This is a genomic window from Streptomyces sp. NBC_01390 (assembly GCF_045040105.1).
Lineage (GTDB): Bacteria > Actinomycetota > Actinomycetes > Streptomycetales > Streptomycetaceae > Streptomyces.
Window position 1 is genome coordinate 10,281,669 of record NZ_CP109551.1, and the last position, 18,853, is coordinate 10,300,521.

The 18,853-nt window shown below is 64.4% G+C and carries 13 protein-coding genes; 5 read left to right on the top strand and 8 right to left on the bottom strand.

The genetic code is table 11. The features are described 5' to 3' along the window. Positions 1-11: 11 nt before the first annotated feature. Positions 12-1,484, bottom strand: coding sequence for a translation initiation factor IF-2 N-terminal domain-containing protein (locus OG241_RS46020; RefSeq protein ID WP_405824581.1), 1,473 nt, complete (start codon positions 1,482-1,484; stop codon positions 12-14). A gap of 810 nt (positions 1,485-2,294) precedes the next feature. Beyond that, positions 2,295-3,158, bottom strand: coding sequence for a single-stranded DNA-binding protein (locus OG241_RS46025; RefSeq protein WP_405824583.1), 864 nt, complete (start codon positions 3,156-3,158; stop codon positions 2,295-2,297). A 508-nt stretch (positions 3,159-3,666) separates the two neighbouring features. On the opposite strand from OG241_RS46025, the gene OG241_RS46030 reads away from it, so the two are divergent. From OG241_RS46030 to OG241_RS46040, 3 genes are all read left to right on the top strand, one after another. Beyond that, the gene (locus OG241_RS46030) at positions 3,667-5,310 is read left to right on the top strand and encodes a hypothetical protein (protein WP_405824585.1); all 1,644 of its coding nucleotides are present in this window, start codon (positions 3,667-3,669) and stop codon (positions 5,308-5,310) included. 121 nt (positions 5,311-5,431) lie between these two features. Continuing rightward, positions 5,432-6,181, top strand: coding sequence for a hypothetical protein (locus OG241_RS46035; protein ID WP_405824587.1), 750 nt, complete (start codon positions 5,432-5,434; stop codon positions 6,179-6,181). An 84-nt stretch (positions 6,182-6,265) separates the two neighbouring features. Next, entirely contained in the window at positions 6,266-7,018 is a 753-nt protein-coding gene (locus OG241_RS46040; RefSeq protein WP_405824589.1) for a DUF5677 domain-containing protein, read from the top strand. 374 nt (positions 7,019-7,392) lie between these two features. Here the strand turns inward: OG241_RS46040 and OG241_RS46045 are convergent, their stop codons facing one another. After that, positions 7,393-8,394, bottom strand: a complete 1,002-nt coding sequence (locus OG241_RS46045) for a glycoside hydrolase family 43 protein (RefSeq protein ID WP_405826805.1) — start codon at positions 8,392-8,394, stop codon at positions 7,393-7,395. Positions 8,395-8,665: 271 nt separating this feature from the next. On the opposite strand from OG241_RS46045, the gene OG241_RS46050 reads away from it, so the two are divergent. Together OG241_RS46050 and OG241_RS46055 are read left to right on the top strand one after the other, a co-directional pair. Further along, positions 8,666-10,480: an ABC transporter ATP-binding protein gene (locus OG241_RS46050; RefSeq protein WP_405824591.1), complete on the top strand. Its 1,815-nt coding sequence runs from the start codon at positions 8,666-8,668 to the stop codon at positions 10,478-10,480. Between the two features lie 99 nt (positions 10,481-10,579). Further along, complete coding sequence (locus OG241_RS46055) at positions 10,580-13,954, top strand: pyruvate carboxylase (protein WP_405826807.1); 3,375 nt, start codon at positions 10,580-10,582, stop codon at positions 13,952-13,954. 100 nt (positions 13,955-14,054) lie between these two features. Here OG241_RS46055 and OG241_RS46060 read toward each other — a convergent pair whose 3' ends face one another. The 5 genes from OG241_RS46060 to OG241_RS46080 all read right to left on the bottom strand — a co-directional run bounded on the left by OG241_RS46060 (position 14,055) and on the right by OG241_RS46080 (position 18,713). Further along, positions 14,055-14,582, bottom strand: coding sequence for an NUDIX hydrolase family protein (locus OG241_RS46060; RefSeq protein WP_044471876.1), 528 nt, complete (start codon positions 14,580-14,582; stop codon positions 14,055-14,057). Between the two features lie 91 nt (positions 14,583-14,673). Continuing rightward, a complete protein-coding gene (locus OG241_RS46065; RefSeq protein WP_405824593.1) occupies positions 14,674-15,384 on the bottom strand; it encodes a response regulator in 711 nt (236 codons plus the stop codon). 60 nt (positions 15,385-15,444) lie between these two features. Next, positions 15,445-17,451: an FtsX-like permease family protein gene (locus OG241_RS46070; RefSeq protein WP_405824595.1), complete on the bottom strand. Its 2,007-nt coding sequence runs from the start codon at positions 17,449-17,451 to the stop codon at positions 15,445-15,447. Between the two features lie 156 nt (positions 17,452-17,607). Continuing rightward, positions 17,608-18,294, bottom strand: coding sequence for an ABC transporter ATP-binding protein (locus tag OG241_RS46075; RefSeq protein ID WP_405824597.1), 687 nt, complete (start codon positions 18,292-18,294; stop codon positions 17,608-17,610). A gap of 50 nt (positions 18,295-18,344) precedes the next feature. Next, the gene (locus tag OG241_RS46080) at positions 18,345-18,713 is read right to left on the bottom strand and encodes a DUF4333 domain-containing protein (RefSeq protein ID WP_405824599.1); all 369 of its coding nucleotides are present in this window, start codon (positions 18,711-18,713) and stop codon (positions 18,345-18,347) included. Positions 18,714-18,853 lie beyond the last annotated feature (140 nt).

An 18,853-nucleotide genomic window follows, 5' to 3' on the forward strand; every position in this document is an offset into this window, starting at 1 on the left:
AGTCGGCCCTCTCAAGACTTCGGGTGTTTCCGGAAGGCGACGATCAACTTATGCACGGCAGATGCCTTCAGAGTTGAATCCGGCGAACGGACGAACAGACCCAGATTGTCAAGCTCATCCAAAACAACCTGACTCTCGACACCTAGTTCTTCGGCGAACTCGCAAATGCGCATGTTGCCTCTCGACGAGAGTCGTTCAAGTGCCGATGCAACGCTTGGCCGGCTCGCCCGGGGCATATCCGCACCGCCAAGAGGTTGCCGTCGTTTCCCGGCCTCTTCTACCTGCTGTTGAGGCGCGGCATCGCGACGTTTGGGGGACCTCCTGCCGATGGAAGGGTGCCTTGAGGAACTCCCATCAGATTGCTCATGTACCGGCGGCTGACGAGAGGAAGTCTCCGGGGTCTTTGGATGTTCCCGCTGCCACTTCGCCCGTGCGGTCGCCTGGGCCAGATCAACTGGGAGCGACGCTGACTTCTTGGCACTGACTGGTGATTCTGGGCCGTGTTGTCCAAAGAGGCGCGCTCGCCTGTCCCTGATCTCCGCGTCAACAGTCTCACGAGGGGTTCCAAATTCTTCGGAGCTACGATCCTTCAGACTTCGAAAATCCCTCTCCTCCCATCGTTTCCGCCTCTCTTCTCGCTCCTCACTATCACCCCAGCTAAGAGAACCGTCGGCGGCAATCACAAGTGTTGAGGAGCCGCGTAGATGTATTGCACGCCATATGACCTCTTCGCGATGTTCGTCTGATTCAAGCTCATCACGAAATGGATTGCCAGGAGGAGAGAGCCGGACACGGGAAACCTGCACCGGATCGGTGCGCAGACGGACGAACGCAAAGTAGTTGGGGAGTCCCTTGATGGCGTTCGACAGCTCGGCCTGCGCATCAGCATAGGTCTGTGCAGGCCGGCCGCTATGCCCGGGTACGGAGGTATAAACAGGCTCTGCAGCCAGAAGCTCACAAAGATCGCACAGGTTCCTGAGAAATGGATGCACTTTCTCTGCATGTTCGCGCAGCAGCGTCTCTCGACGGCTGTAGCGCCAAAGTGCCAACTCGGAGGAAATGAGATGTTCCCTAAGCTTCATGTCAAGGTCCTGCTTGATACGGGCATATACTTGCGAATCATGGAGTGGTTGCGGATCACCTGCGACTATACGGCGGACCAAGTCTTGTCTCCATTGCTCCCAGCTCCATGGAAGGGAGAACGAGCTCCCATCAGTGGATTCGTAGTCAACTCTGAGGTAGTCGCGGTACTGATATGCGATCTCAGCGGCACGAATGCGAAACTCTGGGGAATCAGGCGAGAGGCTGCGCTTCATCACATCAATCAACAACGCCTCCAGAAGACGTTTTCCTTGAATCATCTGCGCTCCGGCATATTTTGAGTACGCAATACCGTTAACAATAGGATCAAGGAACCGCCTGACTAGGGCTTGCACATCACTGGACTCATGCTTCCCCTCAAGAAGCTGGCCTATGGGGTTCAAGGAAATGCTACGTGGTGAATCTTCGCAGGGTCGTGGCTCGACCTTGACGTCTCGTGCGAATGCATCCGCGTCTTCCCCGGTTGCAGGGTGGAAACAAACGAGCGTCCCTGTAGCCCTGTGCGCTCCGTCAAGGACTGGACAAGCTCCGCACCTTTGTACCCCAACCAAATTCCATTACCTCCACGCTCCGCACGGTGCGTCCCCCAAGTCTTCACTTCTTGCAACGCCCAATCAATGGTTCGACCTTGCTCCATCGCGCTCAAACGGGGGTATGCAAGAAGGGTATAAGCAGCTGTTGCCGCAGACATATCAGCGTAGGCCTCCGGGTACGCATCCGGATGGCCTGAGGGAGTTTCTGTCACTCCCGTCTCTCGCTGGTTCAACCAAGAGTTATATGTGCCAACTCCAAGATCGTGCATGTCTTCAAGCAAGATTCCTGCTGGGGTCTGGTTCGCGCTGCTGACGGCTCGCTCGTCGAGTGAGCCTTTTTCTTCCGCAATATGTTGGAGCTCACCAGCCACGTAGGGTAGCAAGTTCTTTGCACCTTCGGAAGAAAATACGGATTCAACAGGAAGCCGCTCGACCCGTTTCGATGTCTGCACCTCTTCGCTGTCCGGTTGTTGCCCTTCTCCACCTTCTGACATATATAGCTGTTTTTCTCATATTTGACACATGGGTGTCAAGAAGCAAAAAGGGACGACAGGATTGTGTCGTCCCAAAAAAATGCGCAGGGAGACCCCACTGTTTCATGGTAGAAAAGTAAATAGAGGCGCCGACGCGCCATCCACGGCCAAGCCCGAAGACTTGCTCTCAGTGTCGTGTTACCGCAACTGAGTAGATCTCCTGCGCCATCTTGGTCGTGCCGTCTCTGCCCTGGTACTCCCGCTCGTGGAGGTAGCCCACGACCTCGATCTCGTTTCCCTTGACCAACTCACCGGCCTCGGTGCGCGTCTTGAGTGCTGCTGCGCGCTTGCCGAACGCCAATATGTTGTGCCACTTGGTCGTGCCGTCGTCGAGATGGACGGCCAGGGGGAACTTCCCAACGAGCCTGCCGCCCGCAGTTTCCCGCACCGTGGGGGTACGCCCCAGTCGGCCAACCAACTTGACTCGCTGACGCTCGGCCTCGCCGGCCTCCGACTCCTCCTTCGCGCCTTGCTCCTGCTGTGGCGCGCCTTCCGTGGGCTTGGCGGGCTCGGGCGTGGCTTCGGCCTGCACCTGCTGGATCATCGGGCGCACATCAGGGAAGGCACCAAGTGCCCGGGATGGTTCCGGCCGGGGCTTCTCCGGAGGCTTCGCTCCCTGCACGGTGACAGGCGGCTCGTCCTCCTCGGCCGGGGCCTGGACGGCCTCATGGCGCGTGATGATCTGCTCGGTGTCTTCCAGGTCCTGCGGGAGGCCAGAGACCGCAACCGGCCCGGCATCGACCTGGTAGCCAAACGTCAAGCCACCATCGGGATGAATGGTCGCCGTGGAGTGCTCGTGCCCCTGGTCCTTTTGTAGGAAGACGATCCCCTCGTCCTCGACGCGGGGCAGCATGTCGCCGAAGAGCTCGATACGAGCACCCTTGGTGGTGATGCGGGAAACGCCTCGCTCAGGAAAGGTATCCAGACTCAGAAAGGTGCCGTTGCTTCGCACCTGAAAGTGCTGGCCCTCGCCGTACGCGGGATCGGTCACCGCTTGAGCCTGAGTGCCAAGCGCCCTCGCGACGGCTGCTTTATCAAATGTAGGTCTTGCTCGTTCTGCCATATGAGAACGGATTATAGGAGGCAGGAGCGAGGAAAGATGTACGGTAGATTACAAACAGCATCAACCTCGAAGAGTACCGGCCCTCCTGAGCTGCTTGCGCCAACGTTTCTCCTCCTTCTTTCCCCATGGAGGAAGGGCAGGATTTCTTGGTAATTCAAGTGGCGAGAGTCCTGCTTTAGCGCGTTTCTCAACCACTATCTTATGGAACTCCTTGTCAACATCGAACCCTGTTTGTTTCTCCGACTTCGATCCTCCTTCTGGCATATAGAACTATTATACAGGTATGTTCTCGAATCGCGTCAATCCCCTAAATATCTAGAGGATTTACATCGATGATCCGTCACCTGGTTGGGTGCGCTCGGAGTGCGATAGCTGTGAAGCCGTGAAAAGATTACTCCTGCATGGTATTCCATCCATAAAAAGGAGTGAGTAAAGAATGACTGAAAATGAGAAGCTAGAGGAGATTGCTATCGGCCTAATCGATATTCTGCCTTCATGGCGCCTTCGCGCTATCGAACGAATCGATCTGTCAAGCGAGCTGTGGGCTGAGCATGTGCGAGAAATTCATGTGAAGGAGTTCCCGAATTTGGTAACGTCACTCAAAGACAGTAGTGAATATTCCACGCCCACGGCACACGATGGACTCAGGGAGAGTCTCACAGACGTCCAGTCGGAAGACCCAGATGTAAAAGAAATAGATCTCATTCTACCTATTGCGTACCTACCAAGAGTTCCCATCTTGGACCTTCGCATCACGGTAGCCGAAAAGCAGGTCTACCGGATCCCCTTGGATGAAGGTTCCTGGATCCACGCCAAATATGTCGGCCGATTGGCAAAGGTTGCAGGGTTCGAAGTAAGTGAAATCCTCCTTGTTTTGCTAAGTGCACTATTCTATTTCCCGTCGAAGGAGTACGGGGAGTTCTGGAACAAGTACAACCAGCTAAACGTTTGGAGTCCAGGGAGCTGGTACCACTGGTCAAAAGGAAGGGTGGCGAACGCAGACCCCGTACGTGAATATTTGAAAGAATGCAGTTCTATTCTGGGGTTCAAGGTCGACAAGTCAACTTACGAAACTTGGAAGGGATACTCTTCTAAAATCGGAAAGATTGTGCGGAAATTTGAGCCTGCGGACTATAAGAGCTCCTGCGAGAACCCTCTTGTTGCACTTCCGCAATTCGCTAGGGAGATGCGGCGCCTTCGGGATGAAAAGGTTACTAAAGAGATGATCACCGACGTACTCGAAGAGTTGCGTAAAGTTCTGCGAGAGGCTCGCAAGAAACAAAAGCGTGGTAGTTGTGATGAGAGGAAATCGGCTAAAGGGTTCCTATCTACATATGCCATCAATGGTCTACGCTGGATGGTCTTTGCGAAGTGCGCCGTGCCGCGAAATGAAAAATTCATTGTCACGCTAGAAGAGACGCGCCCAATTCACTTTACTGCAAAGTGGCACACCAGGCCAAACAGGGGGAAGCTCTTTCCGATCACCGGGCACTACGGGAAAACGGCTTGGAAGATGATTTCATTCAATGATGCCGAGACGAACCATTTGAGTATCAGGGTGTCGGATACCGCAGTTAAGCTTCATCATGAGCGAGGTGATCACCTAGTTCTTGGAGATAAGTGTGAACCGATCCGGGAGCATCCGGATGAAGAGGAAAAAACGGCCGAACTCTATCTACGGCAAGACTCAACACCGGATCGCCCCAAGCGTATCTGGGTCAAATGTCACCTGCGGCTCACGCGCCTGACGTCTGCGTTCCTATATCTTGCCATGGCTATAACGGGTGGCGCAATTGCTCTCCTGATTTGGCGTGGTGTACTCGACTCTCATGATGCGCCTCCCAGAAGCATCAATGAGATGCAAAAAGAAGACTTCACGCATGGCATCACTGCAAAGGATGCCGCAGTCATCCTCATCCCTGTAGCTTTCGTGGCTGCATTTTTGCTCGTTAGAGAAACATCGACGCTAGCTATGCGGATTAAAAGACTGCGACACTCGTTCTTGCTGGTAGAACTCTTTGTTTTGTTGGCGACAGCTACTTCCCTGTACTTTTGGCGCCTAATTTGGGCAACGCCGTAGCGATGCGCCGGAGACTTGCGGTACTTATTCCGAGTGCTTCCGCACCAGAGTCATTCACTCGAATGGATCATCTGCGTTGACAAGCGTAGTCACCAGTCGTTCTCTGGTGAGTATGAACGCTATGATTGACTCGGGAGCCGGGTATACTCCACCGCCGGCTGCACCTGCATCGTCAACTGAACCGCAAGCGAAGGAAAGAGAAAAGGTAGTAGACAAAAATCTGGCCGGAATCGCAAAAACCCTAGCCGGTGTGTTCGCTGCGGTTGCAGGTGTCGGAACTACCTTTGGGATCTCGCAGGAAAATCTACTGGCCGCAATCAATAACGACCCGGAGCGTTTCAGGTGGGTGATCGGGCTCGGTCTTGGTGCTGTGGCTTTGAGTATGGCGTCACTATTTCTCGGAAGTAGCACACTCCAAAATTGGATTCAAGTGTTGGTTCTTTCGATTGGAACTGGCGCATACCTCGCGGCACTATATGTCGCTCTCACGGGTGTCGCAGGCTATGCGACGGACCATGGCCGACCTAACATCACGAACCTATCTGTCGTTCCTGGCTCTCCGGTGAAAATCAACTTCACGGTAGATGCCGATGGTGTACCCAACAGTCAAGCAGTGGTCGTGGAAGCTCAAGGCTTCAAAGGCGAAGTTGCTCTAGATGACAAGCCAGTCTATAAAGCCGTGCTTCGTCCTGACGGTAATGGTGACATCAAGCAAACGATGGAAGTTGTGTGGCAAGCTGGTGAGGCGACACGCCTCACCATCCAGGTTGCGCAAGGCGGAACCAATGAGCCTACGGCAACTTGCCAACCAGGAAAATCCGACAAACTCACATGTGCGTCGATCTTGCTGCCCGCCGCTGGGAAGCCGTAGCACAGAGATCGGCGAGCGTTGCGGCTCCGGACGATACAGAAAACGTGTAGCGGAGCCGACCCGAGCCTCGACATGATGCCACTCATGACAGAACCGAACTCTGGTGAAGCCTTGATCCGTCTTGAGAACTTGATCTCGGGCGATCTGGACAGGCGTATCGATCCCATGAGCCGAGCCGCAGTCATCGGCTGGGGCCTCTTCTTCAACGTGGCTCACCAGGTCTGTGCGATCCTCACCCTGCACCAGGCCGGCGCGTGCGGCGCAGCTTCCCCGAACCGACGGAGCGCTCTGGAGTACGCCATCACGCTGCGATGGTGTGTGGACCAAGGCGACCGGATGGGCGACATCTATAACCGGAAGCTCGGGGCCGACCAGATCCAACTCGCCAAGGCCCTCAAGGCGGACGGTACGAAGGACCGCTACAAGGACGCCTACGAGATCATGGTCAAGACCGTGAAGACGGTGAAAGAGACTATCCCGGCGGATCCAAACGAGCGACTGGCCAAGATCGAGCACCTGATGGAGGGCTACCGCCTGACGATGGAGCGGACGTTCTACCAGGTCGATTCGCGCTTCTCGCACCCGACGCTCACGGGTGCACAGATGTTTTTCAAGGACGATGGCAAGGACTTCCACGTCAGTCAGGTGCCGATCTACGAAGAGCTCGTGGCCTGTCAACTGTACTGCCTATGGATCTTCCACTTCGCGATGCTGGCCTTCAACGAGGTGCTCACCGGGAAGCCATGGACCACCGACCTTGAGGAGATCGCCAAGGAGTACGGGTTCACCACGACGCTCCCGCAGTGGCAGGAGCCGGACGACGTGAAGAAGCGGTAGCCGCAAACCGTGTGCCAGTTCTGCGGGCCGTATAGATCCACTACGCGAGCGCTTCGCGCTCCATGATCAAGTAGTCGACCGACGCCCGCGCCCGGCTTCCTGGAGGCTCTGGTGACCCCGTAGGGCACACCCGGACTGGGCCCCGACGTGTCACCGATGTGTCACGCACCCCAACCCGTACCCCGGAGTCCAGTCCCCTGACCTGGACGTTTGCGGACTGTGTGGACTGGACGGACGAGAAAGACCGGGCATCAGTTTCTGGGGGTCAAGGGGTCGCAGGTTCAAATCCTGTCGTCCCGACTTGTGAAGTCGGAGTCCGGAGGCCGTTTTCTCAGCGATGAGGAGACGGCCTCCGGCGTTTTCGTACCGGGGTGTCAGCCGCCGCCGTCGAGGTCGGCGCGCCGGCGGAGCACCCGCAGCTCATGGCCGACGATCTCCATCTCGTACAGCTTGCCCCGCGCGTTGTCGAAGGGGCGGTGGAGCACCATCATCAGCCGGTCGTCGAACGTGTGGAAGAGCATCCCGTGCCCGCTGTCCTCGCGGACCAGCGGCCGGTGCTGCTGCCACGGCCCCGTGACGGCGCCGGACGCCGAGGTGGCGTAGGTCTGCACATAGCCGCCGCTGATGGTCCCGTCCCGGCCGACGGCGTTCTTTTCGTACGTCGACCACAGCATGAGCAGCGAGCCGTCAGGGGCGCGGTGGAGCTGCGGGCCGTCGGTGACGTACGGCGGGAGCTGGTTCGGCAGGCCGCCGGGGATCTGCTCGGCGAGCCAGGACGCGTCCGAGCCCTTGAACAGGAAGACCGGATCTCCGATGGTCCGGGACAGGTCCGGGGCGAGCCGGATGGCTTCCATCGTTCCGTCGATCGTCTGCAGCCACTCGTGCGCGTACACCATCCAGGGCTGTCCGGACGGGTCGACGTGGAGCGTGCCGTCGAGCGTCATCAGGTTCTCGGGCGGGGTGGGGCGTGCGGGGTCGACGACGGTGAACGGGCCCAGCAGCGAGGACGAGACGGCCGTGATCGTGCCGCGCATGTAGGCCGGGATCTGGAACGGCGTGCCCCACCGGTTCGGCGGAGGGACCGGAAGCGGTCTGTTCTCGTCGTGCAACGTGGTGAACAGGTAGTACCGGCCGTCCCATTCGTGCACCTCGGGCGCCCAGCCGCCGTCGGTCGCCCAGATCTCCTTCTGCTCGGCGGCCAGGAAGACCACCACGGGGCGCGTCCAGTCCCGCAGGTCGTGGCTGCGGTAGACCATCGTGCCGGTGCCGTCCACGCCCGATACGGACGGGTCGTTGGACGTGTAGAGGTAGTAGGTGCGGGTCCTGTTGTCGGCGACGACGAACGGATCGTGCAGCGGCATGTCGGGAAGCCGCATCGGGGTGTTGTCGGTGTCGGTGTCAGCCACGGTCGAAGGATAAACACACCGCTCCGACCTGGGGTCGCACCCGTGTTCGGGCATGCCGTTGGCTGAGAAAAACGCGTGGACCGCGGGGAAGCCGACGCGGGACACTGCGACTTCTGGCCTGCCCCTACTCGTACTTCGGCGCCGCCGCGAGCTTCGTGGCGGCGGCGCCGTCGCGCCCGCCTGCCCGGACGACCCCGGCGAAGGCGAGTGGCCGGCCACCCTACGACACCACAGGGTTGGAATGGGATCGCCTGAATCGCCCAAGGATCCACCGGGCAAGGGGCCTGTGCTCCTCGCCCTTCGTTACTACGGACGGGAGTTGACCCGTCTCCGCCTGCTGACGGTGCCCGCGATGATGTTGCCCGCGCTGGGCAACATCGGCCTCAACTACGTCGCGCCGCTGATCGTCGCGAAGCTCGTCGGCCGCATCGCCGACGACAACGGCGTCACCGCCGGCTCGGCACTGCCCTACGTCATCGCCTTCGCCGGCGTCATGCTGCTCTCGGAGGTGCTCTGGCGAATCGGCCTGCACTGCCTGAACCGCGTCGACGCCGGTGGCATCGAGCACCTGTACGTGATCGGCATGGACGAGTTGTTCGCCAAGGACGCCGCGTTCTTCCACGACAACTTCGCCGGGTCGCTGACCAAACGGGTCCTGAGCTTCGCCTCCCGGTTCGAGGAGTTCGTCGACACCCTCACGTTCCAGGTCGTGGGCAGTCTCGTGCCACTCGTGTTCGGGTCGGTGGTGCTGTGGCGCTACGAACCGATGCTGGTGGTCGGTCTGTTGGTGATGATCGCACTGACGGCGCTGTGCGTGGTGCCCCTCATCCGGCGCCGCCAGGCACTCGTCGACAAGCGAGAGGAGGCGATCGCTCGGGTGTCGGGCCATGTCGCCGACAGCCTGATGAACATGGACACGGTCAGGGCGTTCGCCGCCGAGGAACGTGAGGCCGCCGAGCACCGGTCCCGGGTCGCGGCGTCACGGCGGCTCATGCTCAGGTCGTGGGACTACGGCAACCTGCGCATCGACACGCTGGTCGCACCACTGTCCGTGCTCACCAACGCCCTGGGCCTGCTGCTCGCGGTCACCCTCGCCGGGAACGGGCACGGTGTGGAGACGGTCGTGGTCGCCTTCACGTACTACTCGAACGCCACCCGGATCATGTTCGAGTTCAACCAGATCTACCGCCGGCTGGAAAGCTCGATGACGGAGGCCGCGCAGTTCACCGAACTGCTGCTGACCTCGCCGACCGTGGTCGACCCCCCGGCGCCGGAAGCCCTGCGGTCCAGGGCTGCCGACGTCCGCTTCGAGAACGTCACCTTCGCCCACGCCGGTGCCGAGCCGCTCTTCGAGGGTCTCGACCTGGCGGTGGCCGGCGGAGCGAAGATCGGCCTCGTCGGCCGTTCCGGCGGGGGGAAAACCACCCTCAGCCGCCTGCTGCTGCGGATGACCGACATCGACGCCGGGCGGATCATGATCGGAGGCCAGGACATCAGCCGGCTGCGCCAGCGGGACCTGCGCAGCCTGATCGCCTACGTGCCGCAGGACCCGGCGATGTTCCACCGCACGCTCCGCGACAACATCCAGTTCGCCCGCCCCGACGCCACCGAAGCCGAGATCCGCCGTGCGGCCGAGGCGGCGCACGTCACGGAGTTCGCCGACGCGCTGCCGGACGGCTTCGACACCATGGTCGGCGAACGCGGAGTCAAGCTGTCCGGCGGACAGCGACAGCGGGTCGCCCTCGCCCGGGCGATCCTGCGCGACGCTCCGATCCTGCTGCTCGACGAGGCCACCAGCGCCCTGGACTCCGAGAGCGAGATCCTCGTTCAGGAGGCTTTGTGGCGGCTCATGGAGGGGCGCACGGCGCTCGTGGTGGCGCACCGGCTGAGCACGGTCGCCGGTATGGACCGGCTTGTCGTCCTCGACCGCGGAAGGATCGTCGAGCAGGGCACGCACCAGGAGCTGCTCGCGGCTGAGGGTGCCTACGCCAAGCTGTGGCAGCACCAGTCGGGGGGCTTCCTGGACGACGCCCCTGCCTCGGCCGACCTCCGCTGAACGTGCCCCTGGTGGGTGTGAGTGGCCCGGCTCACATGGCGCGAGCCGGGCCCGGCCGACACCATGGGGCGCGTCACCGGCAGGCTGAAGGGATCCAGGATGTTCCGCAAGGTGCTGGTCGCCAACCGTGGTGAGATCGCGATTCGCGCGTTCCGCGCCAGCTTTGAGCTGGGCGCGAGGACCGTGGCCGTCTTCCCGCACGAGGATCGCAATTCACTGCACCGGTTGAAGGCCGACGAGGCCTACGAGATCGGCAGTCCCGGACACCCCGTCCGGGCGTACCTCTCCGTGGAGGAGATCGTCCGCGCGGCGCGACAGGCAGGCGCGGACGCGGTGTACCCCGGTTACGGGTTCCTGTCCGAGAACCCCGATCTGGCGCGCGCCTGCGAGGAGGGCGGCATCACCTTCGTCGGGCCCAGCGCCGACACGCTGGAGCTGACCGGCAACAAGGCGAGCGCGGTGGCCGCCGCCCGCGCGGCCGGCGTACCGGTGCTGGCCTCCTCGGCGCCCTCCGCCGACGTGGACGAACTCGTCCGCGCCGCCGACGACATCGGCTTCCCGGTGTTCGTCAAGGCCGTCGCCGGCGGTGGCGGGCGCGGCATGCGACGGGTCGAGGAACCCGCCCAGCTGCGCGAGTCCATCGAGGCCGCGGCCCGCGAGGCGGCCTCCGCGTTCGGTGACTCCACGGTCTTCCTGGAGAAGGCGGTCGTCGAGCCACGCCACATCGAGGTACAGATCCTCGCCGACGGCCAGGGCAACGTCATCCACCTGTTCGAACGTGACTGCTCGGTGCAGCGACGCCACCAGAAAGTGGTCGAGATGGCGCCCGCGCCGAACCTCGACCCGGAGCTGCGCGACCGGATCTGCGCCGACGCCGTGCGGTTCGCCCGGGAGATCGGCTACCGCAACGCGGGCACCGTGGAGTTCCTGCTCGACCGCGACGGCAACCACGTCTTCATCGAGATGAACCCCCGTATCCAGGTCGAGCACACGGTCACCGAGGAGGTCACCGACGTCGACCTCGTCCAGTCGCAGCTGCGCATCGCCTCCGGCGAGACACTGGCGGACCTCGGGCTCTCCCAGGAGACCGTCACCCTGCACGGCGCCGCACTGCAGTGCCGTATCACGACCGAGGACCCCGCCAACGGCTTCCGCCCGGACACCGGCAGGATCAGCGCCTACCGCTCGCCCGGCGGCTCCGGCATCCGGCTCGACGGTGGCACCACCCACGCCGGTACGGAGATCAGCGCGCACTTCGACTCGATGCTGGTCAAACTCACCTGCCGGGGCCGTGACTTCGGGACCGCGATCAGCCGGGCCCGGCGTGCCGTGGCCGAGTTCCGCATCCGTGGCGTGGCCACCAACATCCCGTTCCTGCAGGCCGTGCTCGACGACCCGGACTTCCGGGCCGGTCGGGTCACGACCTCGTTCATCGAGCGACGGCCGCACCTGCTCACGGCACGTCACTCCGCCGACCGCGGCACGAAACTGCTCACCTACCTCGCCGACGTCACCGTGAACAAGCCGCACGGCGAACGCCCCGAACTGATCGACCCGGTCACCAAGGTCCCGCAGCTGCCGGACTCGGAGCCGCCCGCGGGCTCCCGGCAGCGGCTCGTCGAACTGGGCCCGGAGGGCTTCGCCCGGTGGCTGCGCGCGTCGCCGACCATCGGCGTCACCGACACCACGTTCCGCGACGCCCACCAGTCACTGCTCGCCACCCGGGTCCGTACCAAGGACATGCTCGCCATCGCCCCGGTGGTGGCCCGGACCCTGCCCGAGCTGCTGTCCCTGGAGTGCTGGGGCGGCGCCACCTACGACGTCGCGCTGCGTTTCCTCGCCGAGGACCCCTGGGAGCGCCTGGCCGCGCTGCGTGAGGCCGTGCCGAACATCTGCCTGCAGATGCTGCTGCGCGGCCGCAACACCGTGGGCTACACGCCGTACCCGACCGAGGTGACCGACGCCTTCGTACAGGAGGCCGCGGCCACCAGCATCGACATCTTCCGGATCTTCGACGCGCTCAACGACGTCGGGCAGATGCGGCCCGCCATCGACGCTGTACGCGAGACGGGCACGGCCATCGCCGAGGTCGCCCTGTGCTACACGTCCGACCTCTCCGACCCGTCCGAGCGGCTCTACACCCTCGACTACTACCTGCGCCTCGCCGAGCAGATCGTCGAGGCGGGCGCCCATGTCCTGGCCGTCAAGGACATGGCGGGGCTGCTGCGCGCCCCGGCCGCCGCGACCCTTGTGTCGGCGCTGCGCCGCGAGTTCGATCTGCCGGTGCACCTCCACACCCACGACACCGCGGGCGGCCAGCTCGCCACCTACCTCGCCGCGATCCAGGCCGGCGCGGACGCGGTGGACGGAGCGGTGGCGTCGATGGCGGGCACCACCTCGCAGCCGTCGCTGTCGGGCATCGTCGCCGCGACCGACTACTCCGAGCGGCCCACCGGGCTGAGCCTGCAGGCCGTGGGCGACCTGGAGCCGTACTGGGAGAGCGTCCGGAAGATCTACGCACCGTTCGAGGCGGGCCTCGCCTCGCCGACCGGGCGGGTCTACCACCACGAGATCCCCGGCGGGCAGCTGTCCAACCTGCGCACCCAGGCGGTCGCGCTGGGCCTCGGTGACCGCTTCGAGGCGATCGAGGCGATGTACGCCGCCGCGGACCGGATCCTCGGCCGGCTGGTGAAGGTCACCCCGTCGTCGAAGGTGGTCGGCGACCTCGCCCTCCACCTCGTCGGCGCCGACGTCTCGCCGGAGGACTTCGAGGCGACGCCGAACAGGTTCGACATCCCCGACTCCGTCATCGGGTTCCTGCGCGGTGAGCTGGGCAACCCGCCCGGCGGCTGGCCGGAGCCGTTCCGCACCAAGGCACTGGAGGGCCGGGCCGCACCCAGGCCCATGGTGGAACTGACCTCGGACGACCGAACAGGGCTGGCGAAAGACCGTCGGGGGACGCTCAACCGGCTACTGTTCCCCGGCCCCGCACGCGAGTTCGAGACCCACCGTCAGACCTACGGCGACACCAGCGTGCTGGCCAGCAAGGACTTCTTCTACGGGCTGCGTCCCGGGACGGAGTACTCGGTCGACCTCGAACCGGGGGTCAGGCTCCTCATCGAGCTGGAGGCCGTGGGCGAGGCCGACGAACGTGGCATGCGCACGGTGATGTCCACGCTGAACGGCCAACTGCGGCCGATCCAGGTACGCGACACCGCCGTGTCCTCCGACATCCCGGCCACGGAGAAAGCCGACCGGGCCAACCCCGGACATGTCGCCGCGCCGTTCGCCGGAGTGGTGACGCTCGCCGTCGCCGAGGGGGACGAGGTGGCGGTCGGCGCCACGGTGGCCACCATCGAGGCGATGAAGATGGAAGCCGCGGTCACCGCCTCGAAGGCCGGCAAGGTGACAAGGCTCGCCATCAACAGGATCCAGCAGGTGGAGGGCGGCGACCTGCTCGTCGAGATCGCCTGAATCCGGAACGGCCGGCTCCTCCCGGGCGTACGGACAACGGTTGTCGACGGGGGCGGGCGGCTCGGGGATTGTCACCCCCGAGCCGCCCCACCGAGCCTGTTCAGGACAGGCGGCCGACATGGGCCAGGGCCTGCTTGAGGAGCATTCCCTGACCGCCCGGCATCTCGTTCTGGACCACGGGGGAGGACGCCTCCTCCGGACTGAACCAGACCAGATCGAGGGCGTCCTGGCGTGGACGGCAGTCGCCGGCCACCGGGACGATGTAGGCGAGGGACACCGCGTGCTGGCGCGGGTCGTGGAACGGGGTGACCCCCAGCGTCGGGAAATACTCCGCGACGGTGAAGGGCTGCGGGGAGGCCGGGATCCTGGGCAGGGCCACCGGGCCGAGATCCTTCTCCAGATTGCGCATGAGGGCGTCGCGCACGCGCTCGTGGTGGAGAACGCGGCCCGACACCAGAGCGCGGCTGACGTTGCCGTCCGATCCGATGCGCAGGAGCAGGCCGATGCTGGTGACTTCGCCGTTGTCGTCGACGCGCACCGGCACGGCCTCCACGTACAGGATCGGCATCCGGGCGCGAGACTGCTCGAGTTCGTCGGGTGCCAACCAGCCGGGCGTGGTTTCGATCATTTCAGACATTGGCTGATCGTACTTTCAAGTCGTCCTGTTTCTGCAGAGCCTCTGCACGTCGAACGCGCCACATCCGGCTGTACGGACGCTGTCAGACCTCCGGACGCGCGTGCCCGTTCTGCCATGCCCAGGCCGCGATCTCTACCCGGTTCCGTGCGGCCAGTTTCAGCTGAACACTCGACAGATGCGTCTTGACCGTGGAGAGGGAGACGAACAGTGAGGCGGCGATCTCGGCATTGGTGTGACCGAGTGCGACCAACCGGACCACGTCGAGTTCACGGTCGGTGAGCGGTTCCGTGAGCGTCGCGGCGGAGACCTGGGGCGGAGCTGCCGGGCGGGACGCGGTGGCCTGCGGGGCGGTGATGTGCTGGAGCAGACGGACCGTGATCGACGGCGACACCAGGGAGTCACCGGCCGCCGCGGCCCGTACCGCCTCCGCGAGCAGGGTGGGCCCCGAGTCCTTGAGCAGGAACCCACAGGCGCCGCCACGCAGTGCCCCGTACACGTACTCGTCGAGGTCGAAGGTGGTGACGACGACGACTCGCATCGGGTCGGTGACCCCGGGGCCGGCCAGAAGCCGGGTCGCCTCCAGGCCGTCGAGCTTGGGCATCCGGATGTCCAGCAGACATACGTCAGGACGCTCACGGCGGGCCAGCGCCACGGCCTCCTCACCGTTGGAGGCCTCGGCGACGACGGTGATGTCGGGCTGGGCGTCCAGGAAGAAGCGGAAGCCGGTACGAACCATGTCCTGGTCGTCCGCGATGAGGACGCGGATCGGTGGGCTGGGCGGGGCGGCAGTCATGGCTCGATCATGCCTCAGGGGTGGAAGGGGAGGAGTGGGGTGCAGCATCGTCTTTTGTTCTCAGTCCGCCGTCTGCGCGGCGTTCTCCGTGACCGCCCGTAGCAAGGGCCTGCTCGCTCCGATCGCCGCGAACATGGCCAGCGCGCCCACAGCTATGCACACCGCGAGGGTCACCGCTCCCGAGGTGCTGATCGTGCTGTCGAACATCTTGTTGACCTGGAAGGCGGCGTAGATCCCGGCGGCGGTGGTGCCGCCGGCGAGGACGACCAGCGGGAGGACCGTCTCACGGAACCTGGCCCGGTCGAGGAGTTTCAGCGGAGTGCCGGCCAGCCGCAGCAGGGCGTAGACACGTCGCCGGTCGAGGACGTTCGCGGCGGCGGTCAGCCCGGCGGAGGCGGTCGCGACGAGGAAACTGACCGCGAGGGCGGCGGTGCCGAGTTCGCCCAGCCGACCGGTGAAGGCGTCGTTCTCGGCGTTGGCGTACTCCTGGGTGTACGGCAACTGGCCCGGCACCAGGTTCGAGAGTGCGGTGACGGCTGTGTCGAGCTGCTCCGTCCCGCCGGAGACGTGGACCAGCACTCCGGTGGAAGTGCCCAGCAAATCGTCGCCGCCCTTGCTCGTGGTGACGGTCGCCTTCACTCCGGCCGCGTCGAGCAGTGACCGGGCCTCGGTCGCGGCGGTGCGGGCAGTGGCGGTGCTCGTGGTGGGTACGGCGACCTGAGCGGGGAAGTGGTAGTCGTCGATACCCACGTTGCCCACGGTGAAGAACCCGGCCACGAACCCGGCGAGGACCAGTCCGCTGACGGTGCGCCATGAGCCGCGCGGGTCGTCGCTGAGCCGGCGCGCCGCCAGCAGGGTCGCCGGACGGCGGGCGAAGTGGGCCGTGATCCGGCCGAGACGGTCCACGACCCAGGGACCGAGGAGCCAGAAGGCGCCGTAGAACATGAGCAGCATCGCGAGCTGCTTGCCGGGGCCCGTGCTGCCCGAGGAGGCTGTCACGTAGATGTAGAGCAGGGTTGCCGCGAAGAGGACCAGACGGATGAGGCGGGTGCGGCGCGGGTTCGCCTGCTGTGCCACGCCCAGCGGAGAGACCGCCACCTGACGCAGCGTCATCATGGCGCTCACCGCGATCAGGCCTGCCACGAACACCGTGACCGCCAGCAGCCACGGCAGCCCCACCCACAACTGACCCGTGTACCAGCTGCCGATGCCGAACGGGATCTTCGCGAGCGCGGGCAGCAGCAGACAGTAGGCCAGCGCGCCGGTCAGCGCCCCGGCCGCTCCGACGACCGCCGACTCCAGTCCGGTCATCGCGAGGATCTGTCGAGGTGTCGCCCCGGCCAGGCGCAGCGCGGCGAGCCGCTGCTCACGCCGGGCCGCGCCGAGCCGTCCGGCGGCAGCCGCCAGCACGATCACGGGAACGGCGACGATCGCCACACCGACCGACACCGCCGGCTTGTCCGCCGAGGTGAACACGCTGACATCGGTGCCGTCGAAGCCGGAGATCACCGAGCGGGCGGTCAACCCGCCGAACTGGCCGAACAGGCCGAGCGGCTCGGCCGCGGAGGAGATTGTGGGATCGGACGCGGCCTTCCCCACGACGGCCACCAGCTCCTGGGGCGCCGCGAGACCGGCGGCGCCGATGGCGCCGTACGAGGACACCCTCGGAAAGCGGTCGGCGAGTTGAGTCGCCGGCGTCCGGTTCAGCAGGTCGGCCAGGGCGGGCGAGACGTACACCTGCCCGGGCTCGGGGAACTCGGTCAGCCCCGGGGGCGCCGGAGTGGCCTTCCGGCCCGGCAGCTGGGCCAGGGAGACCACGGTGACCGGCCGGTCGCCGAGATAGGTCGTGCCGAGTGTCTGGACGGCGGTGCCGTGCCGGTCGGGGGCGGGAGTGCGCCAGGCCGTGTCGTGAGCGCGGGTGCCGCTGCCGAAGTAGGCGGCCGTGAGCACCAGGAGGATCAGCGCGCCGACCGCCGCGGCGCCGGCCGCCAGCAACTGGCTGTGCAGACCGCGGCGGCCGGAGCGGCATGCGAGAAACCACGTCAACCGGGGGATGGGCGAGGACATGAGGGCTCCGGGAGGCTCGGGAAGGGCGCGGCGGCCGGTGATCGGGCAGAAGGGGGCGGCGAGGACGAACCAGTGCCAGGAGAAGGGGCGTTGGAGCGGCGAGGAACGTGGCTCAGGGTGCGACGGTGACGGTGACCGTGTACTGCGGACCGTGACTCAAGGAGTGACGGTGTACTGGTGATGGCCGGTGATGCGGCCGTCACGGACCTGGAGGACGCGGTCGCAGTGGGCGGCTACGTCCGGATCGTGGGTGACCATCACCAGGGAGGCACCCTGCTCACGGGTGACGGAGGTCAGCAGCCGGATGACCTCCTCGCTGGTGACCTGGTCCAGCGCGCCTGTCGGCTCGTCGGCGAAGACGACGTCCGGCTGGACGACCAGGGCGCGGGCTATCGCGACTCTCTGGGCCTGACCACCGGACAGCTGACCAGGGCGGCGATTCTCCAGACCGTCGAGGCCGAGCGGGGCGAACCAGCGCCGGGCGAGGGAGACGGCCCGGGCACGGGGCATGCCGTCCAGCATCAGCGGCAGGGCGATGTTCTCCTCTGCGGGCAGTTCGGGCAGCAACTGGCCGAACTGGAAGACGAATCCGAACTGCTTGCGACGCAGTTCGCTCAGCCGGTTCTCACCCAGGTTGTCGATACGCCCGCTGTGCAGGAGGACCTCGCCGCCGTCCGGACGGACCACTCCGGCAAGCGTGTGCAGGAGGGTCGATTTCCCGGACCCGGACGGACCCATGATCGCCAGCGACTCGCGGACACCGACCTTCACGTCCACGCCGTGCAGAGCAGTGGTGGAGCCGTACTTCTTGGTGAGGCCGACACCGGCCAGGACAGTGCTCATCGTCTCTTCGTTCTCCTTGGTCTCTTCGCCGTTGCTCAGCTAGCCGTTGCTCAGCGCTCGAACTTCCAGGTCACGGAGGTGTTCGTCGCCTTGACCACCGTCACCGGTATGTCGATGTCCTTGCCCTTGCCGGTGTGGCCGGAGCATGTGATGCTCGCGCCGGCCACGGCCTTCAGACCGGTCGGGCAGGACACCCGGGAGACCTTCGTGCCCACCCAGGGCAGTGGGTGGAACTTGCTCTGGGCGCGCCCCGCGACGATGTCTGCCGACAGGGCCCTGTGGCCGTCCACCGTCACCGCCGTGTACTTGTCCAGAGCGGTTGTCGACTCGGTGCCCGCGAGCAGATGGGTACCTACGCCGGCCAGGGCGACCGCGGCGGTCGCACCGCCGATCACGCTGATGAGGGCCTTGCGCTGCATCTCGTACTCCTGAAGGTCGGACCGGGTGGAATTGGCTCCACTCTGTCCCGCGGGCACGAGTGCGCGCCTCAGCCGTCCGGCCACCCTTGCGGACCGGCTCCTCGGCCATTCGGCCGATCCCGCCGTTCCCGTCCACGCAT